Source organism: Porphyrobacter sp. CACIAM 03H1, from assembly GCF_002215495.1.
In the GTDB taxonomy this organism is placed as follows: Bacteria; Pseudomonadota; Alphaproteobacteria; order Sphingomonadales; family Sphingomonadaceae; genus Erythrobacter.
This window is the reverse complement of sequence record NZ_CP021378.1, coordinates 2,617,928-2,639,123: the sequence shown is the minus strand read 5'-3', so window position 1 is coordinate 2,639,123 and position 21,196 is coordinate 2,617,928. Positions and strand designations below refer to the sequence as shown.

Sequence of the window (21,196 nt, the reverse complement as noted above, 5' to 3'; positions counted from 1 at the left end):
TCTAGCTTGTGAGGGGGCTACCTACCTCTATCCTCGGTGAAACCATCACTGCTAAGCCAAACACCATCGCTCAGGTATATGTCTTCCCCATCGAACTCCGACGATAGAGCACGATAAATCTCAATCAGCTCCTCGCGTAGGTGCGGATCTTCAGCTTCTCGTTCATCAAAGACGCAAAAAAACTCACTTATGAATTCGTGTAGCTCTTCATTGAGCTGATCATCACTTTCCTCCTTTCTTTGGTGAAGCTCGCAGATCAGAACATAGTCTCTACCTTTGAGGTCCCTCTTGGCAACAGGTTGAGTTTGCCGCCTGTGACCAATCTTGAATGCTGCCTCGACGAGTGCAGCGCGATCTGAGACAGCTCCGACCGTACCATCGTCTTCACCGGCTGTGGCAGTCATCACTTGCCACGTTGGCTGCTTTCCCAAAATCCTGAGGTAAACTTGGTCACCTCGGCCCACGATGTGACTTTCTTCGCTGATTAGCCCCGCTTTCTGTGACCTACGTATCCAGATATCGGCAGCTTGCATCTGAATCTCTCCTCTCCGAACTCTGCACCCCGCCACACTAGGATCATACTCGGTCACATCAAGCCTTCACCAAGTCCGCGGCTACGCCGAGGCGTTGGAGCCGCAAGGCTCCCTCCGCTCTCCCCGACCCCCTACAGTCCCGCCAGCGCAGACTTCGCCGAGCGGTCGCGGGAGCACGTGCGGACCGAGGGAGACCTGACGGTCATCACCATCGGCACGCCTCCTCCACGCACCTGACAAGTTAGACCCAGGACCTCCTTTCCCTCCCGTTGGCGCGGCGCTGGAGGAGGTTCTGGGTCGCCCGTCTCCCAAGGAACCCTGCATGACCCGCACCATCGACCGCCTGTCCCTGCGGGGCGCTATCAACGCCAAGTGCCGGGACTGCACCTTCGACGAGGTGGAGCCGGGGATCTGGAGACAGCAGGTCTCCGCCTGCCCGGTGACGACCTGCTCTCTGCATTCTGTCCGGCCGTTTTCCCGGTCGACCCGGACTCCCTAACGGTCATGGGCAACAAATCCTCTCCCCCGGTCCCCGCCGGTCTCAAGTGGTGCCACGGCTGTTGCGCTGCGGTCCCGCTGGAGCGGTTTGGCAAGCGGCGATGCCGGGGCAAGGTGGTCTTTTACTCCCGATGCGCGCCCTGTCTCGACAAGCAGCGCCGGGAAGCGGCGGCCGCCTATGCCGTCTGGCAGGCGCACCTCGCCGCCCGTGCGGCCCTTCGCCGGCCTCCTGCCGTTCCCCTTCGATTGCCCGAGGAGCTCGACCTTGTCCCGCTTCCCCTACGCTGACACGGCCGCCGGTATCGCGGACCCCGTGCTCCGTCAGAGGTTCGTCAACGCGACCCGCTACCTGACGCACATGAGACCTGACGAGGTCCTGCGGGTGCTCCGAAGGCGCCCCGGCAGCTATTTCCGATAGCCGTTGGTTTTCGCTGAAAAATCCGAGGCGGTATATCGTCAGACGCAATCACTCATCCCCCCCTATGGGGGTGTCGGGGAGGAGGACGCCTGCGGCGCCCGACGGCAACCGGGACGCTGTAGTCCGGCCTCCTCCCTACAGCCAAGCTAGGGCGGCTATTGATCATCGAAAAAGCCTCGATAGACGTAGCGAATTAGCCATAATCCCGTGGCAGCTACGGCTACAACTAGGATCACGATGGCCAAACCTGAGTAGCAATCATCTGCAAACAGCCACGGTGCTTCTAGATAGTTGCTGCAATGTTGTAACGCATCGCTAATGTAATTTGTAGTGAGAAACAGTATCGACAGAATCCATATGGCGGAGGCGGCTAATGCCACTCTCTTCCAGCCTTCTTTGTTGTCCATCTAAGCCCCCTCAACATTAGCTCACCTATAGCCGTCTCACATCCCCACTCCAAATGCATTTGACGGCGAACTGCCTCCTTCCTTCAATGATAAGAATAGGTCGTGTGCCGACGGTCCGCTTTTGCTCACAGACGGCATAAAGCCGCCGGGGTATAGCTAGCGCAAAAGGTGTAACTTGCGAGCCTAGGGCTGAGAGCCCGCTCAGGGGTGGTGCGAAACATATGTTGACAGGTATATGAGCTAGGCGCATAAGGATGGCCTATCTTCTGCACCTATGGAGCTACTCATGAGCCGCATCGCCTACTACCGCGTGAGCACCGGAGACCAGAGCATCGAAGCGCAGCGCCGCGCCCTTGGCGGAGCCTTCGACCGGGAGTTTGCGGACGAGGGCGTGAGCGGGGGCTCTCTCGCTGCCAGCCGGCCCGGCTTCGCCTCCCTCCTCTCCTACGTGCGCGAGGGGGACACGGTGTGCGTCTATGCCATCGACCGGCTCGGCCGCGATGCCCTCGACGTCCAAGCAACCGTGCGGGGGCTCATGGAGAAGGGGGTGACGGTCGACGTCCACGGGCTCGGCAGTATCGGCCGAGGCGTGGGCGAGCTTATCGTCGCTGTCCTAGCGCAGGTAGCGGACATGGAGCGCCAGCGCATCCGTGAGCGGTGCGAGAGCGGCCGTGAGGCGGCCAAGGCGGCTCTGAGAGAGACCGGCCTGACCCATAGGGGCAAGGCGTCTCTGGGCCGTCCTACGGCCGCGCAGCCGGCCGAGGTGGTGGCTTGGCGCAAGGCCAACGGCGCCAGCATCGCGCAGACAGCCGAGCACTTCGGGCTCTCCGCGGCGACCGTGAAGCGATACGGCAAGGGAGCTTAGGGGCGGGCAAGCAGTCTAGCTGTCAGGGGCCCTGCATTTTTCGTTCTGTGTTCCTCACCGATGATCCAGCCTTGAAGACAAGGTCAAATCTCTCTGGAAAACGGTAGTATCCTATTGAAAAAAAGGTCGCTGTTTCTAATTCACTGTCAAGGGCGATGCGGCAGAGATTGAGGGTGCCGCCGCGACGGTGAGGGGGCAAGGCCGATTTCTATCTCAACTGCGTTTAGCGACTTTCTCGACAACATTGCCATCGACAATGCGGAGACAATCTCCCTCCGCTATGGCGAGGTGACGCGTGCGTTGAACATGCGGTTTAGAGATACGGAGTCGCGGACCGCGAACACACTGCAAGTTGGTTCCTACGGTCGCCGGACCGCGATCAAAGGCGTGTCTGATCTGGATATGCTGTTCATAATGCCCGCTTCCAAGTGGGACGATTACAGCAACGGCGGGCAATCTAAACTGCTCACCGACGCCGCCAATGCGATCAAGGCGCGCTATCCGAACACGACGGTCAAGGTCGACCGGCTCGTAGTGCAAATCCAATATCAAGGGTTTCAGATCGAAGCGCAGCCCGTCTTCAAGCTGGTTGATGGGTCATTCCGCTATCCGGACACCTACCGAGGCGGCTCATGGAAGACCACAAAGCCAGAGCAGGAGCTCACGGCGTCTTCACAAGCACAACTGGACAAGAACAACAATTTCCGGCCGCTGTGCAAGATGGTGCGTGCATGGCGCAATCGGCACGGCGTGCAGATGGGCGGGCTGCTCATCGACACGCTCGTATACAAATTTCTCTATTCGACCAGCGAATACGATAGTGCTGGCTACAGAAGCTATCCACAGATGGTGGAAGCCTTCTTCGCTTACCTCGCAGACCTGCCTGTCCAGCACGAATACGGTGCCCTTGGCAGCAATCAGCGCGTGAAGGTGAAGAAGCGGTTTCAGAGACGTGCGCGGGAAGCGCAAGAGGCCGCGGCTAAGGCAGCGGCAGAAGTTGATGAGGCAAAAGCGCGCGCTAAATGGCGAAAATTGTTTGGGCGTGCTTTCCCGCTTGCCGAAGAGGGTATTGCAGAATCTGTCATCTACGAAGCCGGTTACCAAGCAAGGAACACCGAAGAGTTTCCGGAGGAAGTTTTCTCCGTCGACATTCGATACACACTAAAAATTGATTGTGAGGTGAAGCAGAACGGGTTTCAGACGCTACTACTTCGTGCCATGCTTGTAGATCACCTGCCTCTGTTCACTCAAAAGTCGCTCCGCTTCAAAATTGTGCATCACGACATCCCCGAAAGTATCGATCACCAATTCTACTGGAAAGTGCTGAACCGCGGCCCCGTGGCCGTCAAGAGAGACTGTATCAGGGGGCAAATCGTTCCCGATGAAGGGCAGCGGCAAAAGATTGAGAACACAAACTTCCGCGGCGACCACATCGTAGAGTGCTACGCGGTCTCGAACGGCGTAGTTATAGCGCGGGATCGTATAAAAGTCCCAATTCGCGAGGAAGCCTAAAGTTGTCTAGCAAATCAGACCTTGAAAGCATCGCTAGAGCTGCCTACGACATCGGCTTTGGCGCAAAGAAACATTTTGCAACGTTCGATGCTGTGGAGAAGCTCCCGGGCTGGGTAGGCTTCATTTCATTCTCTATCGGCGTGTTTGCCCTTATACACGAGCCACTCGCAAAGAAGTTCGTTTCAGCGACGCTCGTGGTCGCAGGTATGTCCGTTATATACCTCGCGGTGTATCGCTCTGCTGATTACGAAAAGGCAGGCAAAGCACTCACAGACATATACCACGAGCTTGCTGCTCTACACACCCAAGCCATGAATGGAGGGTTTCGTGGCAGCATCTCAGACAAGGTGAGCGAATGTCGTCGGAGAGCTCAAGACGTCTCAATAAGTCGCCAGTTGTTTCTGGCCGATTGGTGGGCGCATTATAAATTTTTCGGCCAACAACAAACCGGATGGATTGAGGCGGAGTTAGGCCTGACTTGGCGAGACAAATGGCCGGCTAGCCTTCGGTTTACGATGAGCGCGGCCGCAATCTCCGCCATTGCCGCAGCCGCCTACTACTGGTCGAGCTAAGTCCTTCACAAACTCCATGGGAGTAAGCGTCGGCGCACGCGAAGCGACCGCTAGTCATTCCCTGTGGATAAACCTGCCCCACACCCCTGCCCCACAGAGGCAATGCTATACGAATTAAGTGTCTGAAAAGCATCAGGAAAAAGAAGATGGCTGGGGCGGAAGGATTCGAACCTTCGCATGGCGGTACCAAAAACCGCTGCCTTACCGCTTGGCTACGCCCCAGCAGAGGCGGCGGTCTATAGCGGCATGTGCGGCAATGTGAAGGGGGCGAAAACGCCGTTTCGCCCCCTTTTTTCAAGTCCGCTCAATCGAGCCGCTTGCCTTCGAAATCTGCCGCCGAGTGGCGTTCGCGCAGCTGGGTGTCTTCGTCGCCCCAGACCTTGTTGACGATCCGGCCGCGCTTCACCGCCGGGCGCGCGGCGATCTCCTTCACCCAGCGGCCGACGTTCGCGTATTCGTCGATCGACAGGAAGGTCTTCGCGTCGTTGTAGATCGTGCCGGTGGTGAAGGGCGCGAGCCAAGGGAAGTTGGCGATGTCGGCGAGGCTGTATTCGTCGCCCGCCAGGAACCGGCTTTCCGCCAGCCGCTTGTCCGCCACGTCGAAGATCCGCTTGGTCTCCATCGCGTAGCGGTTGATGGGGTATTCGTATTTCTCCGGCGCATAGGCGTAGAAATGGCCGAAGCCGCCGCCGATGAAGGGGCCGCTCGCCACCTGCCAGAACACCCAGCTCAAGACCTCGGCACGCCTGGCGGCATCGGCGGGAAGGAACATCCCGAACTTCTCGGCCAGATGGACGAGGATCGCGCCGCTCTCGAACACGCGGAAGGGCGCGGCCGGATCGCTGCGGTCGAGGAGGGCGGGGATCTTGGAATTGGGGTTTACGCCGACAAAGCCGCTGGTGAACTGTTCGCCTTCGGAGATGTTGACCGTCCACGCGTCGTATTCGGCGACGCTGTGTCCGGCCTCGATCAGCTCCTCGAGCATGATCGTCGCCTTCACCCCGTTGGGGGTGGCGAGCGAATAGAGCTGGAAGGGGTTGGCGCCGACCGGCAGGTCGCGCTCCTCACGGGCGCCGGCGGTGGGGCGGTTGATGCTGGCGAAGCGGCCGCCCGAAACGGTGTCGGCGCTCCAGACGGCAGGCGGGGTGTATGTGGCATCGGCCATGAGACATTCTCCTTTCGGCGCGAGCAGGGTGCGCGCCGTCGCGATCCCCAAGCTGGCGCGCGCGGGGCCGGGCTTCAAGATGGAACATCGCGGCTGCCCTGCGCATTTCGCTTTGCAATGGAAAAGCTGGTCTATGTCGACGATGACCTGCCCGGCATCACCCGCAGGCGGGCGGGGAAGGGCTGGGCCTACTACGATCCCGGCGGGGCGCTGATCCGCGATCCCGCGGAGCGGCGGCGGCTCAATGCCATCGCCTTGCCCCCGGCCTACACCGACGCATGGTTCTGCCCGGCCGCCAACGGCCACATCCTCGCCACCGGCTATGACGATGCGGGGCGCAAGCAGTACCGCTACCACCCCGATTTCCGCGCGGCGCGCGAGAGCGCGAAATACGATGCCTGCGCCGCCTTCGGCAAGCGTCTGCCGCTGATCCGCAGGCGTGTCGACACCGATCTGCGCGCGCCAGGCGTGACCCGCGAAAGGGCGCTGGCGGCGGTGGTGCGTCTGCTCGACCTGTCGGCGATCCGCATCGGCAACGAGCACTACGCCCGCACCAACGAGAGCTATGGGGCGACGACCCTGCGGGCCGACCATGCCGAGGTCGGCGCGCGGCGGATCATGCTGTGCTTTGTCGGCAAGGGCGGCAAGGAGCACGAGCTCGATCTCGTCGACGGGCGCCTCGCACGGGCCGTGGCGCGGATGCAGGATCTGGCCGGGGAGGGGGAGGATGACCACCTGTTCCGTTACGAGGACGACGGGGGCGTGCTGCGCCCCGTCGCCTCGGCCGACGTCAACGCCTATCTGCGCGAGACGATGGGCGAGGATTTCTCCGCCAAGCATTTCCGCACCTTCCACGCGAGCAGCCTTGCCTTCGAGAAGCTGGCCGAGGGCCCCGGGGAGGTGCGCATGAAGGAGATGCTCGAACACGTCGCCGAACGCCTCGGCAACACCCCGGCGATCGCGCGCAGTTCCTACGTCCATCCGGCGGTGATCGCGCGGATCGAGGGGCAGGCGGCATGGCGCGAGGGCCTGAGGCTCCCGCGCCGCACCCGCTGGCTGACCCGGGCCGAGCGCGGGCTGATCGCCTTTCTGGAAGAATGCGGCACGGCGGGCGATTATCTGGCGGAGGACGCTGGCTGAAGGGCTGGACCCTAGGCAGCGCGCCCGCGGCGCGTTACAGCGCGCCCGACCAGGAGACGCCAAGGCGATGAGCGAAGCCCACCCCTTTTTCGACATGCACGAACACGGCTTCGTGCGCGTGGCGACGGCGACCCCGTGCAGCCGCACCGCCGATGTCGCCTACAATACCGCCGGCGTGCTCGCCGAGGCGAAGAAGGCGCACGCGGCGAACGTCGATCTGGTGGTCTTCCCGGAGCTGACCCTGTCCTCCTACGCGATCGACGACCTGCTGCTCCAGCACGCGCTGATCGAGCGGGTTGAGCAGGCGCTGGCCGAGGTGGTCGCCGCCTCGGCCGAATTGTCGCCGGTGCTGGTGCTGGGCGCGCCGCTGAAGCGCGGGGACAAGCTCTACAATTGCGCGGTGGTGGTCGCCCGCGGCCAGATCCTCGGCGTGGTGCCCAAGAGCTTCCTGCCCAATTACCGCGAATTCTACGAAAAGCGCCACTTCGCCCACGGGCGGGGCTGCACCGACCTGTGGATCGCCGTGGCGGGCGAGGAAGTGCCCTTCGGCACCGATCTGATCTTCGCGGCTGCGAACCTGCCCGGCTTCCGCTTCGGGATCGAGATCTGCGAGGATTTCTGGGCGCCCGTGCCGCCCGGGATGCAGGCCGCGCTCGCCGGGGCGCTGATCCTGTGCAACCTCTCTGCGTCGCCCGTCACCATCGGACGGGCGGACGACCGCCACCTCCACTGCCGCTCCAGCGCCAGCCGCGCGATCGCCGCCTATGTCTATTCGGCGAGCGGGCACGGCGAGAGCACCACCGACCTTTCGTGGGACGGGCAGGGCGTGGTCTACGAGATGAGCGCGCTGCTGGCGCAGTCCGAACGCTTCGACCGGTCGGGCGAGCTCACCATCGTCGACATCGACACCGAGCGTCTCGCCGCCGAGCGGATACGCAACCAAACCTTCGCCGACGCGGCGGAGTGGGCGGGGCGGCCGGACGACACCTACCGCAAGGTCGTGTTCGAGCACGCCTATGCTGCGGGCGATATCGGCCTGGTCCGCCCGGTGGCGCGCTTTCCCTTCGTGCCCGACCGGCCGGAACGGCTCGACGAGGATTGCTACGAGGCCTTCAACATCCAGGTCGACGCGCTGATGCGGCGGATGCAGTCGACCGGCAGCAAGAGCCTCGTGATCGGCATCTCGGGCGGGCTCGACTCCACCCATGCGCTGATCGTCGCCGCCAAGGCCTGTGACCGGCTGGGCCTGCCGAGGAGCACGATCCGGGGCTACACCATGCCCGGCTTCGGCACGTCGGAGGGGACGAAGACCAATGCCCACCGGCTGATGGCGGCGATGGAGATCACCGCGGGCGAGATCGACATCCGCCCCGCCGCGATGAAGATGCTGGAGGACATCGGCCACCCCTTCGCCGATGGCGAGCCGGTCCACGACGTGACCTTCGAGAACGTCCAGGCGGGCCTGAGGACCGATTACCTCTTCCGCCTCGCCGGACAGCACAAGGGCTTCGTCGTCGGCACCGGCGACCTTTCCGAGCTGGCGCTGGGCTGGTGCACCTATGGCGTGGGCGACCACATGAGCCATTACGGCGTCAACGCGGGCGTGCCCAAGACCCTGATCCAGTACCTGATCCGCTGGGTGATCGCGACGGGCCAGTTCACCGACGCCTGTGGGCAGGTGCTGGGCGATGTGCTCGCGACCGAGATCAGCCCGGAACTCGTGCCCCCGGGCGCGGACGGGGCCATGCAATCGACCGAGAGCCTCGTCGGGCCCTATGAGCTCAACGACTTCTTCCTCCACCACATCACCCGCTTCGGCCAGCGGCCCACCAAGACCGCCTTCCTGGCGTGGCACGCGTGGAAGGAGGCGGGCAGCGGCCTCTGGCCGGCGGGCTTCCCCGAGGGCGCCAGGAACGCCTACGACCTTGCCACCATTGCCCGCTGGCTCGACAAGTTCTGCGCGCGCTTCTTCGGCTTTTCGCAGTTCAAGCGGTCCGCGCTGCCCAACGGCCCGAAGGTCTCCTCGGCGGGCGCCCTGTCCCCGCGCGGCGACTGGCGCGCGCCCTCCGATGCGGTGGCGGCCGTGTGGCGCGAGGAATTGCGCCAGGGCCTGCCCGACGAGGTGGCGAACGACCTTCCCGCCTGATGCCGAGGAGCCTGCCCCTCTCCGCGCTCGGCATCATGCTGTTCTGCAATGTCGCCTGGGCGATGAACGTCGTGGTCAGCAAGATCGCGGTCTCGACGCTTGGCCTGCCGCCGCTGTTCTACACCGTGCTGCGATCGGCGACGGTGCTGGCGGTGCTGTTCCCGCTGCTGCTGCGCCAGAGACCCGACCGCCTGCCGCTGGTGCTGGCGATCGGCTTTGCCATCACGGGCGGGAGTTTCGGCTTGCAGTTCATCGGCCTCCAGACCGCGAGCCCCTCGGCGGTAGGGATCGTCAACCTCTCGGGCGCGCCGCTCACCGTGCTGTTCGCGATCATCTTCCTCGGCGAGGAGGTGCGCTGGCGGCGCGGGCTGGGCATGGCGCTGGCGCTGGGCGGCGTGGGCCTTGCCATCGGCGCGCCTTCGGAGGCGGGCGATCCGGTGGGGCTGGGCTTCGCCTTCGCGGGCGTGCTGGTGGGGGCCTTCGCTTCGGTCTTCGTCAAGCGGCTGGAGGTGGAATCGGTGACCTTGCAGGCCTGGGCCGGGCTCGCTTCGCTGCTGGTCATGCTCCCCGCCACGCTGGCGCTGGAAAGCGGGCAGTGGGAGGCGTTCAGCGCCGCCCCGCTGGCGGCGGCGGGATGCGTGCTGTTTGCCGGGTTGGTCGTCTCGGTCGGCGCCCACTCGGCCTATTTCCGGCTGTTCCAGACCTACGACGCCAACCTCGTCGTGCCCCTGACCCTGCTTACCCCGCTACTCACCATCGCCTTCGGGACCTGGCTGACGGGGGACACGATCCACTGGCCGCTGATCGTCGGCGGGATCATGGCGCTCGTCGGAGTGGCGATCATCGTCATCCGTCCGAGCCGAACGATCTTCAAGTGGCAGCTGATGCGGCCGAAGATCTGACACGGCCCATGTTGAACATGAAACCTTCCGCGAGCGGGGGGCTGACAGGTGCCTGGCGCGGGCAGGGCGGGGTGAGCGGAGGGCGGTGCGATCCTTGCCGGCCGCCCCCCCCGCCCATGTCATGCCGCGAGCTTCAGCGCCGCGTCCTGCGCCGCGGCGATCTTGGCTTCGCCGCCTTCTCCCATGATCCCGTCGGCGGCGACGATCTCCACGTCGGTGATGCCGAGGAAGCCGAGGAAGAAGGTCAGCCAGCGGCTCATGAAGTCGATCTCGCTGCCCACCGGCGTGCCGCCGCTGGCGATGGCGATATAGGCCTTCTTGCCTGTCAGCAGGCCTTCGGGGCCGGTCGCGGTGTAGCGGAAGGTGGTGCCGGCGCGGGCGACGAGGTCGGCCCAGGCCTTGAACGTGGCGGGCGGTCCGAAGTTGTAGATCGGCGAGGCGATCACGATGGTGTCGGCGGCCTGCAGCTCGGCGATGAGTTCGTCGGCGATCCGCGCGAGTTCGGCCTGCTCCGGAGTGCGATCGGCGGCGGGGGTGAGGTTCGCGCCAAAACGCTCGGCGCTGACATAGGGCAGGTCGTTCGCGGCAAGGTCGCGGGTGGTGACGCTGGCGCCGTTCCGGGCGGCGAGGCCATCGACGAGGCGCTGGCCGAGGCCGCGCGAGATGCTGTCGGCCTCCGAACGGATGCTGGCGGTGATGTAGAGGATGTTGCTCATCGATGTGTGTCCTTGAAGGGGGAGGGGGGTGGAGCCGGCCGGGGGGAGAGGGGGTGGGGGAACCGGCCGGCTCCGGGGGGAGGGTTGGCCTTACGCCGCGTCGACCAGCACGACCTCGCTGTCTTCGAGCGCGGTGATGGTCACGCTGTCCATCTGCGTGATCGCCACGCCGTCGCGGGCGTTCGCCTCGACATCGTCGATCCGCACCTTGCCGGTGGCGGGGACGAGGTAGAGGTGGCGATCCGCCGAGCGGGGCGTGTAGGTCACGCTCTCGCCCGCCTTGATGGTCGCGCCCAGCACCCGGGCATCGGCCCGGATGGGAAGCGCGTCATCGTCGTTCGCCGCGCCGCTCGCCAGCGGCACGAAGGCGCCGTTGCGGGTCTCCTTGGGGAACTGCCGCGCGCCCCAGCTCGGCTGGCCGCCCCGCGCATCGGGGATGATCCAGATCTGGAACAACGTGGTCGTCTCGTCCTCGAGGTTGAACTCGGAGTGCGCGACGCCGCTGCCGGCGCTCATCACCTGCACGTCGCCCGCCTCGGTGCGGCCTTCGTTGCCCATCGAATCGCGGTGCGTGATCGCCCCGGTGCGGACATAGGTGATGATCTCCATGTCGCTGTGCGGATGGGTGGGGAAGCCGCTCTTGGGCGCGATGGCATCGTCGTTCCAGACGCGCAGCGCTCCCCAGTGGACCCGCGCCGGATCGTGGTAGCCTGCGAAGGAGAAGTGATGATGCGCGTCCAGCCAGCCGTGGTTGGCGGCGCCGAGGGTGTTGAAGGGCCTGAGTTCGATCATGGCGTGTCTCCTGTCTCAAGAGTGTGAACGCCAGATAGGCCATGCGGTTCGTGCGGATAAGTGCGATAAAACTTGCCAAGATGTTCGGGTTATCTGAACATGATGACATGAAGCTCGGTGAACCCTCCCTCGATCAGCTACGCATCTTCATCGCCGTCACGGAAGCCGGCAGCTTCGGCGGCGCGGCCAAGGCAATGGGGCGTGCGGTTTCCGCGATCTCCTACGGCATCGCCCAGCTCGAGGCGCAGCTCGCGCTGACCCTGTTCGAGCGCGAGGGCTCGCGCCGCCCGGTTCTGACACCGGCGGGGGAGGGCCTGCTGGCCGAGGCGCGCGCCATCGCCGATGCGGCCGATGCCTTGCTCGCCAAGGCGCGCTCGCTCCATGCCGGGCAGGAGCCGTCGCTGACGCTGGTGATCGACGTGATGGTGCCGGGCGAGATCACCGCGCATGTCCTCGGGAGCTTCCGGCAGATGTTTCCGACCTGTGCGCTGACCATGCGGATCGAGGGGCTGGGCGCGGTCGCCGCCTGCCTGATCGAGGGCGGGGCCGATCTGGCGCTCGGCGGGCCGGTGATCGGCGATCATCCGATGCTGGAGAGGCAGGCCGTCGGCGAGCTCGATCTGGTGCCGGTCGCCGCGCCCTCGCACGCGCTGGCGCGCGCAGGCGTGCAGCCGGGGGAGAGCCGCCGCCACCTGCAACTGGTGCTGACCGACCGTTCGCCTCTGACCGAGGGGCGCGAGTTCTCGGTGCTCTCGCCGCTGACCTGGCGGCTGGGGGATCTCGGCGCGAAGCATTCGCTGCTGAAAGAGGGCCTCGGCTGGGGCAATATGCCGCGCGGGATGGTGGCGGGCGATCTGGCGGCAGGCACGCTGGTGGAGCTCGACCTGCCGGAGAAACCGGGCGCGCATTACCGTCTCAGCGTGCTATGGCGGCGCGATACGCGGCTGGGGCCTGCGGCAAGCTGGCTGGTGGACGCCTTCAGGGCGGGGCTGGCCGGTTAGGGCCCGAACAGCGCCGGCGCGTCGCCTTCCTTCCAAGGGGCGAACTTGGGCATGACGGCGGCGAACAGATCGGATGCCAGCAACTCGTCGAGCCAAGCCTGCAAGCGGGGATTGGCCTGTGCGGCGAACCATGCAGGGTCGATCGCGGCGAACTGGCGGATGAAGGGCAGCAGCGCGATGTCGGTGAGGCTGCGCCTGTCGCCGCACAGGTAGGGTGCCTCCGCCAGCCGTGCCTGCAGCGGGGCAAGCAGGGCGAGGGCGGCAGCGCGGTGATCGGTGGCGGTGTGCTCCTCCTCGTAGCGGCCTGGATATTTCGCGCGGTCGAGGTGGTGCTTGAACGGCCCGTCATTGGCGGCGATCAGGGCAGGATCCGCGCCCGCCAGCCAATGCTCGCGATCGTTCTGCCCGAGCGCCCAGCGCATGATGTCGAGGCTTTCGTCAATCACCCGTCCATCGGCCAGCACCAGCACCGGCACGGTCCCCTTGGGGCTCGCCGCGAGGAGCGCGGGCGGCTTGGCGGCGAGCTTCACCTCGCGCAGCTCCACCATGATGCCGGCCACCCACAGCGCCATCCGCGCCCGCATGGCGTAGGGGCACCGGCGGAAAGAGTAGAGGACCGGCAGCGTCATTATGCGGGCGCGGCAGGGCCGCATACCGGACACGCTCCCCCGATCGGGAAAGGCCGTCCGCAGGGCTGGCAGCGCGAGTGGGTGCCCTGCGCAAGGCCGTGGCCGAGGCTCACACGTTCATCGAAGACAAAGCACTCGCCCTGCCACAGGCTATCGCTTTCAGAGACTTGCTCGAGATATTTGAGAATCCCTCCACGCAGGTGATAGACCTCCTCCACGCCCTCCGCGCGCAGGAAGCTGGTCGATTTCTCGCAGCGGATGCCCCCGGTGCAGAACATCGCGACCTTCTTTTTGCCCGCCAGCAGGGCCTCGCGGTTGTCGCGGAACCAGGCGGGGAAATCACGAAAGGACGGCGTGGCGGGATCGACCGCGCCCGCGAAGGTGCCGATGGCGACCTCGTAATCGTTGCGGGTGTCGATCACGACGGTATCGGGATCGGCGATGAGCGCGTTCCAGTCCTGCGCGTCGACATAGGTGCCGACGCTGAGGGTGGGATCGATGTCGGGCTGGCCCATGGTGACGATCTCGCGCTTCACACGGACCTTCATCTTGCCGAAGGGCATCGCGGGCGCGGAGGAGAACTTCACGTCGAGGTTGGCACATCCCGGCAGCGCGCGGATGTGGGCTAGCACCCCATCCAGCGCTTCCGGCATGCCCGCAATCGTCCCGTTGATCCCCTCGCGCGCGAGCAGCAGCGTGCCCTTGATGCCGTGCGCCTCGCACACCGCCAGCAGCGGGCCCTGAAGGGCGGCCGGATCGTCGAAGCGCGTGAACTGGTAGAGCGCGGCAACCTGCAGGCCAGCATCGGATCGGCTGTCGAGGCTCACCATGTCCGGTCCTGTGAATCGGGGCACACCGTGGGGGCCAGCGAGAGACGCGTCCCGCGCCGCTCGATCGCAACCCGGCTTCCGGTGCGGCAGCCGCGATCATCCCGGTCACCGATCCGGAGATAGCGCAACTTCCCGTCCGGAAAGGCCACCAGAAGATAGGGGCCGTCCGGCAAATGGCGGCTGCCGCCGGGATGAAATGCTTGAAGCTTGCCGAAGACGATGTCGGGGGCTTGCGCCGGCAGCTCCTTGCTCCGGTATGCGGACACTGCGCCAAGGCCCGCCATGGCGATAGCCAGGACGGCTAGCACGGGTAGAGCCTCACGCCACCAGTGCCGACGGGACGGATCGCCCATTGGTTACACCCGCATCACCCAGCCATGGGTGTCGGCAATGCGGCCCGTCTGGATGCCCACCAACGTCTCGCGCAATGCTGCCGTGGTCTGGCCGATGCCGCCTGCGCCGATGGTGAATTCACCCTCCGGCCCTGCCACCTTGCCGACCGCCGTGACGACCGCCGCCGTCCCGCAGGCCATCACCTCGACGAGGTGGCCGCTCGCCGCGTCGGTGCGCCACTGGTCGATCGAGTAGGGGGCCTCGGACACCTTCAGCCCCTGCTCCTCCAGCAGCGTGATCAGCGAGTCGCGGGTGATGCCGGGCAGGATCGTGCCAGTCAGCGGCGGGGTGATGACCGTGCCGTCGGCAAAGACGAAGAACAGGTTCATGCCGCCCAGTTCCTCGACCCATTTGCGTTCGACCGCATCGAGGAACAGCACCTGGTCATGGCCCTTGGCGAAGGCTTGGCCGGTGGGGACGAGGCTGGCGGCATAGTTCCCCCCGCACTTGGCCGCGCCGGTGCCGCCGGGGGCCGCGCGGGTGTAGTCGGAGATCCAGATGCTCACCGCCTTTGCGCCCGATTTGAAGTAGTTGCCGGCCGGACTTGCGATAACGATGAACTTGTACTTCTTTGCCGGACGCACGCCGAGGAAGGCCTCGGTCGCGATCATGAAGGGCCGCAGGTAGAGCGCGCCGCCCTCGACCGCCGGATACCACGCGCCGTCGGCGGCGAGCAACTCGCGGATCGCGCCGATGAACAGCTCCTCGGGGAGTGCGGGCATGGCGAGCCGCTCGGCCGAGGCGTTGAAGCGGGCGGCGTTGGCCTCGGGCCGGAACAGGCCGAGCGCGCCGTCGGGGTGGCGGTAGGCCTTCAGCCCCTCGAAGATTTCCTGTGCGTAGTGCAGCACGCTCGCCGCCGGATCGAGCGCGATCGGCTCGCGCGGGCCGATCACGGGGGTCTGCCAGCCGCCCAGCGCCTCGTCGTAGTCGACCGTCACCATGTGATCGGTGAAGACGGTGCCGAAGCCGGGATCGGCAATCAGCGCATCGCGGGTCTCGGCGGGGGTGGGCGAGGGGTGGGGGAGGCGGGTGACGTGCATGGAACGCGCCTAATCCTGCGGGCCTACGAGAGCAAGATGACTTTGGGGGCCATGTTGCCTGCCCCTCCACCATCCTGCGGATGGTCCCCCTCCGCTGAAAGGGAGGATCACCGGGCCGCAAGGCCCGCGAGGCCACGCGGTCGAGCCGCAGGCGATCCGAAGCGAAGCGAAGGAAGCTCGCCGAGGACGTGCCCGCGGAGGCGGGCACGAAAACAAGAAATGAAAAGGGCGTTTCCTGCCCGTCGGAGGAAACGCCCTTGACATGGTCAGCGGCCGGAAGCGCCGCTCACGTAGCCTTACTCAGGCGGAAGTTACCGAGTATGCTCCGTAGGGATCTTCACCGACCTCGCTACTGAACCATGAGACATCGGATCACCTCCTTTCGCGCTTGTGAGCCAGACCCCGCGTTTCACCGGGGGCCGAGAGCCGCGTTCGCCGCTGGCCTCGTTGTGCAATGTGATTAATCGAGGGGGCTTCCACAAGACTTGTATAAATCTTTTCCCGCGTCATAATTGCACCTCGCCGCACAGGACGGGCAGACCGGCGCCAGGGGGTAACCTCGGGCGCCTTTTTCGTGCCGCCGGGGGATGTGGACAGGCTGGGCACAGCCCTGTGGATATTAATGTATGGAATCGGATGGAAGCGCCGTTGCTCCCCGGCGCGCGCCGCGACCGCGAGCGCACGCGCGCAAACAACATTCAGCGGCAATCCTCGATCACCCGGCTAACCTCGGCCCAGCTCGGCAGGTAGAGCGTCGGCAACCCGTCCGCCTCCACGGCAAAGCGCCCCTTGGACAGCGCCATCGCATCGAGCAGCGGGTCGGACGGGTCGAGCGCCGCCAGCGTCTCGCGCCCTGCGGGCTGGGCCGCGAGCGTGCGGGTGAGCGTCTCGGTGCGCAGCGTCACCACCGGGCTCCTCGCGCCGCTTTCGGGGAGCGAGAGGACGATGCGGCGGGCGTCGGCCTCGCAGCGCAGGCGCAGCATCGGCGCCCCGCCTGCGCTCCAGAAACTCGCCTCGCTGCGGGTGCCCTGCGCCGCAAAGCGCCAGTTGCCCGGCGTGGCGGGCGCGTCCATCCAGTTCGCGCTCGGTGGGGCCTGCGGGACCGCCGGCGCGGGGGCGGGGCGCGCCGGAGCGGGGCGGGGCGCCGTGGCGGTGGCGGGCGGAGGCGGGGCCTTGGTCGGGGCGACGCAGCCGGCAAGCAGCAGGGCGCCGGCAAGAAGCGGGAGAGCGGCTTTCATCCCGGCATTGTGCGCGCTACAGCCGGTGCTTGTCCATGCCCGACCACCCTCCTCGTCCCCCGAAAGCGCCCAAGCGCCGCGTCGACCAGCTGCTGGTCGAGCGCGGGCTCGCCGAAAGCCGCGCCCGCGCGCAGGCACTGGTGATGGCGGGGCTGGTGTTCATCGGCGACAACAAGGTCGACAAGCCCGGGCAACAGGTGGCCGACGACATCGCGATGACCGTGCGCGGGCGCGATCATCCGTGGGTCAGCCGCGGGGGGATCAAGCTCGCCCATGCGCTGGAGCATTTCGGCCTCGATCCGGCCGGCGCGGTTGCGATGGACATCGGCTCATCGACCGGCGGCTTCACCGACGTGCTCCTGACCCACGGGGCCGAGCACGTCTTCTGCGTCGACAGCGGCACCAACCAGCTCGCCTGGAAACTGCGCGAGGACCCGCGCGTGACGGTGCTCGAGCAGCTTTCCGCCCGGCTCCTGACTCGCGATCACATCACCCGCCCTTGCGACTGGGTGGTGTGCGATGCGAGCTTCATCAGCCTTGCCAAGGTGCTCGAGGTGCCCTTGCAGCTGGCGGCCCCGCAATGCCGGCTCGTCGCGCTCATCAAGCCGCAGTTCGAGGTCGGACGCGAGGAAGTCGGCAAGGGCGGGGTGGTGCGCGATCCGGCCCTTCACGAAAGGGTGTGCGAGGAGGTGCGCGGCTGGCTCGAGGGGCTCGGCTGGACGGTCCAGGGCATCGCCACCAGCCCGATCACCGGGCCGCAGGGCAATGTCGAATTCCTGATCAGCGCCCACCGGGGATAGGCACGAAAGAAAAGACCGGCAGCAACCCGAAGGTTGCCACCGGCCTTTCTTGAACCTGGTTTCCGGCTAGGCCGGAACCGGTAGTCCTTGAGGCACTGGGCCCGAAGGATTACTCGGCAGCCGGGGTCTCGGTAGCGGCCGGGGTTTCGGCAGCCATCGCGTCAGCGGCCGGGGTTTCGGTAGCGGCCGGGGTTTCGACAGCCATCGCGTCTTCGGTGACGGCGGTGGTGTCGGCTTCGGTGGCAGCTTCTTCAGCCGGCTTCGAGCAAGCGGCGGTGGCGAGGGCGAGGCCGGCGACGGCGACGAGAGCGATCTTCTTCATGGTCATTTCCCCTATCGGCCGGTCAGGGCCGGTAATGAGCAAAGCGCGTTATTTTGAACTCCCTGCCGCCAACGCGCTTTCGAATCACGGCAGGAATGTGGCAGCCTCTAGCAGACAGATTGCGGCACCTGCAAAGGTTTCGTGACGATCTGCCCAAATTTCACCACAATTTTTGCCGGCCCCCTCCGTAGAGATGCGGAGCGTGGCCCAATGCGGGTCAAGCGCGGGCGCGAAAGTTGGCGCTGGCGCAAGGCTCTGGTATCGCGGCGCTCCCGCCTGCCGGAGACCGTAAGCCGATGAACGTACTTGCCTCACCTGCCCAGCTGCGTGCCAGCTTCCTGCGCTGGGCGCTGTTCATGGTGCCGCTGGTGCTGCTGATCGGCTTCGCCGCAGGGCAACTGGGCGGACCGGACACGCCGTGGTTCGCCGGGCTGGTGAAGCCTGCCACCTATCCGCCGCCCGCCGCCTTCGGGATCGTGTGGAGCGTGCTGTTCGTGCTGATCGGCCTCGCGCTGGCGCTGGTGGCGAGCGCCTGGGGCGCGCACGGGCGGGGAGCGGCGCTGGTCGCCTTCGCGATCCACTTCGCCATAACCCAGAGCTGGACCGCGGTGTTCTTCGGGATGCAGGACATGTTCGCCGGGCTGATGGTGCTGGGCGTCGGGATCGCTAGCCTCCTCATCGCGCTGGCACTGGTCGCGCGGGTCCGGCGCAGCGCGGCGCTGCTGCTGCTGCCCTATCTCGGCTGGCTGTGCTTTGCGGGCGTGCTCAACTACCAGTTCATCGCCGCCAACCCCGATGGCGGCCCCAAGGACGCAAGCGGCGCGGCGACCAAGGTCGAGTTCTGAGGGAACAGCGGGCCAGCAACGCGACCTTCAGGTCGTGAGATCGAGGAGGGTGCTTGCACTTCAGCGCAAGCGCCCCCAAAAAGAGAGAATGCAGAGCCAGAACCCGATCATCGCCGACCTCGTCAAACTCGCCAACAGCGCCGCCGGGACGATGGCGGGCATGACCCGCGAAGCCCGCGAAAGCGCGCGCGAGCGGATGCGCGAGGCCTTCGGCGGCATCGATTTCGTGTCCCGCGAGGAGTTCGAGACGGTCAAGGCGATGGCCCAGAAGGCGCGCGAGCAGGCCGATGCGCTCGAGGCGCGGCTCGCGGCCCTCGAGGCGAAGGCCAAGGGCGAATAGCCACGCCTGCCGCACCCGCGCGGGATTGCGCGCGCGGGGCGTTCGACTAATCTGCCGGCTTTCCGATCGCTATGCATCCGGGGGCCTTCATACATGATCCGTTATCCCTTCCTCGCATCCGCTGCGGCGCTGGCCCTGTGCGCCGCGCCGTCTGTCGCCCAGGACAAGGCCGAAAGCTTCGGCGGGGCCAAGGGCGCGGACCTTTCGATCGAGGCGATCGAGCCCGATGGCGGCGCGGTCACGATCGGGCGGGCGGGGGAATACCCGGCCGACATTGCCCGCTTCCTGCTCGCCGGCGGCGCGGGGGCGGCGCGGCTTTCGCCCGATGGCTCGCAGATCGCCTTCGCCTGGGACGTGACCGGCCAGAGCGAGCTGTGGATCATGCCCGTCGCGGGCGGCCAGCCGCGCCAGCTCACATTCCGCACCGGCGTCGGCGCGCCGGTCTGGACCCCTGACGGCACTTCGCTGTTCTATTCCGCCGACCGCGACGGCAACGAGCAGCCCGGCTATTTCACCATCACCGCCGACGGCGCGCGCGAGACCGCGATCCTGCCGGCCCAGCGCGGCGACTTCCGCGCCTTCGGCGATTTCGCGGCGGACGGCAGCTACATCTACGCCTCGACCGCGCGCGGAACCGGCGTGTTCGACATCTATCGCGGCACGCTGGCAGGGGCGAGCGAGCTGATCGTCCAGTCGGAACTCGGCCTTGTCGCCCAGTCGATCTCGCCAGACGGAAAATATGCGCTGGTGACCGACATCGTCGGCGAGGATGCCGACAACCTCTACCTGCTCGACCTCACGACCAAGGCGCTGAAGCCCGTGGCCAAGCCCCCCGTGGAGCAGCGCGCCAGCCACACCTTGGGCGGCTTTGCCTGGACGCCGGATTCGGTCTCGGTCTATTTCTCCAGCAACGAGGGCCGCGAATTCGGCGCGCTCACCCGCTACGACGTGGCGAGCGGCAGACTGGAGGTCGTCGCCCCCGGCGCGGCTGCCGGCGGCGATGTCGAGAATGTCGAGCTGTGCGGCGCGAACGGCCAATACCTGCTGTGGACCGAGAACCGCGACGGGTTCGACACCCTCAAGGGCTGGGACCGGACCGCTAACCGCGCGCTCGCGGTGCCGCAGCTGCCCGAGGGCAAGTACCGGCTCGATTGCGAGGGCAGCCCGGCAAAGCTCCTCGTCACCGTCAACGGCTGGGCGACGCCCGGCGCGATCTGGATCGTCGATCCGGCAGGCGGCACCGCGCGGGAGGTCTTCGCGCCCAATCTCGCCGGGATCGATCCCGCCCGCCTGATCCGCCCGCAGGTGGTGCGCTACAAGGCGCGCGACGGGGTGGAGTTGCAGGGCCTGCTCTATCTTCCCCCCGGCGCGAAGCGCGGGGCCGGGGCGCCGCCGGTGCTGTTCGACGTCCACGGCGGGCCCTCGGGCCAGAGCGCGGCGAATTTCGAGCCGGTCGCACAGTATCACGCCGGGCGGGGCCTTGCGGTGTTCCAGCCCAACGTGCGCGGCTCGACCGGGCTGGGGCGGACCTATTCGACGCTCGACGATCGCGAGAGGCGGCTCGATTCGGTGCGCGATCTCGTCGATCTCAAGGCCGCGCTGGCGAAGGACGGGCTGATTGACGGCAAACGCGCCGCGGTGATGGGCGGCTCCTATGGCGGCTACATGGTCAACGCCGTGCTGGCCGAATATCCGGGCGAATTCGCCGCCGGGGTCTCGCTGTTCGGGGTGGCGGACTGGATCACCGCGCTCGAGATCGCCTCGCCCGCCCTCAAGGCTGCCGACCGGATCGAGTACGGCGACATCACCGAGCCGAAGTGGCGCGAGTTCTACAAGGTCAATTCACCGATCCGGAAGGCCGGGCAGATCCGCGTGCCGGTGCTCTATTCGCACGGGGTGATGGACCCGCGCATCGACATCTACGAGACCGAGGTGATGGTGAAGACCCTGCGCGCGAACGGCATCGATGCGCCCTTCATCCGCATCCCCGACGAGGGCCACGGCTGGCGCAAGCTCGCCAACCAGCTGTTCTATTTCCGCAAGCAGGCCGAGTTCGTCGAGCAGCAGCTCGGGCTCGGCGCAGGGGAATGAG

23 protein-coding genes and 1 tRNA gene are annotated in these 21,196 nt (G+C 66.0%); 12 read left to right on the top strand and 12 right to left on the bottom strand.

Going from position 1 to position 21,196, the window contains the following annotated elements:
* Positions 1 to 17: 17 nt before the first annotated feature.
* Entirely contained in the window at positions 18 to 533 is a 516-nt protein-coding gene (locus tag CBR61_RS16890; RefSeq protein ID WP_157696584.1) for a hypothetical protein, read from the bottom strand.
* 322 nt (positions 534 to 855) lie between these two features.
* Between CBR61_RS16890 and CBR61_RS16885 the strand changes: the two genes are divergently transcribed.
* Positions 856 to 1,032, top strand: a complete 177-nt coding sequence (locus tag CBR61_RS16885) for a hypothetical protein (protein ID WP_157696583.1) — start codon at positions 856 to 858, stop codon at positions 1,030 to 1,032.
* Positions 1,033 to 1,604: 572 nt separating this feature from the next.
* On the opposite strand, the gene CBR61_RS16880 is transcribed toward CBR61_RS16885, so the two are convergent.
* Positions 1,605 to 1,856, bottom strand: a complete 252-nt coding sequence (locus CBR61_RS16880; RefSeq protein ID WP_157696582.1) for a hypothetical protein — start codon at positions 1,854 to 1,856, stop codon at positions 1,605 to 1,607.
* 274 nt (positions 1,857 to 2,130) lie between these two features.
* Between CBR61_RS16880 and CBR61_RS12665 the strand changes: the two genes are divergently transcribed.
* From CBR61_RS12665 to CBR61_RS16875, 3 genes are all read left to right on the top strand, one after another.
* Positions 2,131 to 2,721 carry a recombinase family protein gene (locus CBR61_RS12665; protein WP_233996728.1) on the top strand — a complete coding sequence of 197 codons (591 nt, stop codon included), beginning with the start codon at positions 2,131 to 2,133 and terminating at the stop codon, positions 2,719 to 2,721.
* 204 nt (positions 2,722 to 2,925) lie between these two features.
* A complete protein-coding gene (locus CBR61_RS12660; RefSeq protein WP_088914681.1) occupies positions 2,926 to 4,233 on the top strand; it encodes an SMODS domain-containing nucleotidyltransferase in 1,308 nt (435 codons plus the stop codon).
* Between the two features lie 2 nt (positions 4,234 to 4,235).
* Positions 4,236 to 4,805, top strand: coding sequence for an SLATT domain-containing protein (locus CBR61_RS16875; RefSeq protein ID WP_157696581.1), 570 nt, complete (start codon positions 4,236 to 4,238; stop codon positions 4,803 to 4,805).
* 147 nt (positions 4,806 to 4,952) lie between these two features.
* Here the strand turns inward: CBR61_RS16875 and CBR61_RS12655 are convergent.
* Together CBR61_RS12655 and yghU are read right to left on the bottom strand one after the other, a co-directional pair.
* Positions 4,953 to 5,027, bottom strand: a tRNA-Gln gene (locus tag CBR61_RS12655).
* 82 nt (positions 5,028 to 5,109) lie between these two features.
* Positions 5,110 to 5,970, bottom strand: a complete 861-nt coding sequence (gene yghU / locus CBR61_RS12650) for a glutathione-dependent disulfide-bond oxidoreductase (protein WP_088914680.1) — start codon at positions 5,968 to 5,970, stop codon at positions 5,110 to 5,112.
* A 117-nt stretch (positions 5,971 to 6,087) separates the two neighbouring features.
* On the opposite strand from yghU, the gene CBR61_RS12645 reads away from it, so the two are divergent.
* From CBR61_RS12645 to CBR61_RS12635, 3 genes are all read left to right on the top strand, one after another.
* Positions 6,088 to 7,110 carry a DNA topoisomerase IB gene (locus CBR61_RS12645; protein WP_088914679.1) on the top strand — a complete coding sequence of 341 codons (1,023 nt, stop codon included), beginning with the start codon at positions 6,088 to 6,090 and terminating at the stop codon, positions 7,108 to 7,110.
* 67 nt (positions 7,111 to 7,177) lie between these two features.
* Positions 7,178 to 9,256, top strand: coding sequence for an NAD(+) synthase (locus CBR61_RS12640; protein ID WP_088914678.1), 2,079 nt, complete (start codon positions 7,178 to 7,180; stop codon positions 9,254 to 9,256).
* Entirely contained in the window at positions 9,256 to 10,158 is a 903-nt protein-coding gene (locus CBR61_RS12635; RefSeq protein ID WP_088914677.1) for a DMT family transporter, read from the top strand. The genes CBR61_RS12640 and CBR61_RS12635 overlap by 1 nt, the downstream gene beginning before the upstream one ends.
* A 119-nt stretch (positions 10,159 to 10,277) precedes the next feature.
* Here CBR61_RS12635 and CBR61_RS12630 read toward each other — a convergent pair whose 3' ends face one another.
* Both CBR61_RS12630 and CBR61_RS12625 read right to left on the bottom strand, forming a co-directional pair.
* Positions 10,278 to 10,874: an FMN-dependent NADH-azoreductase gene (locus CBR61_RS12630; protein WP_088914676.1), complete on the bottom strand. Its 597-nt coding sequence runs from the start codon at positions 10,872 to 10,874 to the stop codon at positions 10,278 to 10,280.
* A 90-nt stretch (positions 10,875 to 10,964) separates the two neighbouring features.
* The gene (locus CBR61_RS12625) at positions 10,965 to 11,666 is read right to left on the bottom strand and encodes a pirin family protein (RefSeq protein WP_088914675.1); all 702 of its coding nucleotides are present in this window, start codon (positions 11,664 to 11,666) and stop codon (positions 10,965 to 10,967) included.
* A 107-nt stretch (positions 11,667 to 11,773) separates the two neighbouring features.
* On the opposite strand from CBR61_RS12625, the gene CBR61_RS12620 reads away from it, so the two are divergent.
* On the top strand, positions 11,774 to 12,667 hold the full coding sequence (locus tag CBR61_RS12620) for a LysR family transcriptional regulator (RefSeq protein ID WP_088914674.1): 894 nt from the start codon (positions 11,774 to 11,776) through the stop codon (positions 12,665 to 12,667).
* On the opposite strand, the gene CBR61_RS12615 is transcribed toward CBR61_RS12620, so the two are convergent.
* The 5 genes from CBR61_RS12615 to CBR61_RS12595 all read right to left on the bottom strand — a co-directional run bounded on the left by CBR61_RS12615 (position 12,664) and on the right by CBR61_RS12595 (position 16,797).
* Positions 12,664 to 13,296 carry a glutathione S-transferase gene (locus tag CBR61_RS12615; RefSeq protein ID WP_172835961.1) on the bottom strand — a complete coding sequence of 211 codons (633 nt, stop codon included), beginning with the start codon at positions 13,294 to 13,296 and terminating at the stop codon, positions 12,664 to 12,666. The genes CBR61_RS12620 and CBR61_RS12615 overlap by 4 nt on opposite strands.
* Entirely contained in the window at positions 13,296 to 14,126 is an 831-nt protein-coding gene (locus CBR61_RS12610; RefSeq protein ID WP_088914673.1) for a rhodanese-related sulfurtransferase, read from the bottom strand. The genes CBR61_RS12615 and CBR61_RS12610 overlap by 1 nt, the downstream gene beginning before the upstream one ends.
* Positions 14,120 to 14,479, bottom strand: coding sequence for a hypothetical protein (locus tag CBR61_RS12605; protein WP_088914672.1), 360 nt, complete (start codon positions 14,477 to 14,479; stop codon positions 14,120 to 14,122). Before CBR61_RS12605 ends, CBR61_RS12610 begins: the two co-directional genes overlap by 7 nt.
* A 3-nt stretch (positions 14,480 to 14,482) precedes the next feature.
* Positions 14,483 to 15,559 carry a branched-chain amino acid aminotransferase gene (locus CBR61_RS12600; protein WP_088914671.1) on the bottom strand — a complete coding sequence of 359 codons (1,077 nt, stop codon included), beginning with the start codon at positions 15,557 to 15,559 and terminating at the stop codon, positions 14,483 to 14,485.
* A 698-nt stretch (positions 15,560 to 16,257) separates the two neighbouring features.
* Positions 16,258 to 16,797 (bottom strand): hypothetical protein, encoded by a 540-nt coding sequence (locus CBR61_RS12595; protein WP_088914670.1) that lies wholly within the window; start codon positions 16,795 to 16,797, stop codon positions 16,258 to 16,260.
* Between the two features lie 35 nt (positions 16,798 to 16,832).
* Between CBR61_RS12595 and CBR61_RS12590 the strand changes: the two genes are divergently transcribed.
* On the top strand, positions 16,833 to 17,597 hold the full coding sequence (locus CBR61_RS12590) for a TlyA family RNA methyltransferase (RefSeq protein ID WP_088914669.1): 765 nt from the start codon (positions 16,833 to 16,835) through the stop codon (positions 17,595 to 17,597).
* Positions 17,598 to 17,706: 109 nt separating this feature from the next.
* Here the strand turns inward: CBR61_RS12590 and CBR61_RS12585 are convergent, their stop codons facing one another.
* Positions 17,707 to 17,919, bottom strand: a complete 213-nt coding sequence (locus CBR61_RS12585; protein WP_088915616.1) for a hypothetical protein — start codon at positions 17,917 to 17,919, stop codon at positions 17,707 to 17,709.
* A 296-nt stretch (positions 17,920 to 18,215) separates the two neighbouring features.
* On the opposite strand from CBR61_RS12585, the gene CBR61_RS12580 reads away from it, so the two are divergent.
* From CBR61_RS12580 to CBR61_RS12570, 3 genes are all read left to right on the top strand, one after another.
* The gene (locus CBR61_RS12580; RefSeq protein ID WP_088914668.1) at positions 18,216 to 18,764 is read left to right on the top strand and encodes a TspO/MBR family protein; all 549 of its coding nucleotides are present in this window, start codon (positions 18,216 to 18,218) and stop codon (positions 18,762 to 18,764) included.
* Between the two features lie 88 nt (positions 18,765 to 18,852).
* Positions 18,853 to 19,104 (top strand): accessory factor UbiK family protein, encoded by a 252-nt coding sequence (locus CBR61_RS12575; protein ID WP_088914667.1) that lies wholly within the window; start codon positions 18,853 to 18,855, stop codon positions 19,102 to 19,104.
* A 93-nt stretch (positions 19,105 to 19,197) separates the two neighbouring features.
* On the top strand, positions 19,198 to 21,195 hold the full coding sequence (locus CBR61_RS12570; protein WP_088914666.1) for an alpha/beta hydrolase family protein: 1,998 nt from the start codon (positions 19,198 to 19,200) through the stop codon (positions 21,193 to 21,195).
* Position 21,196 lies beyond the last annotated feature (1 nt).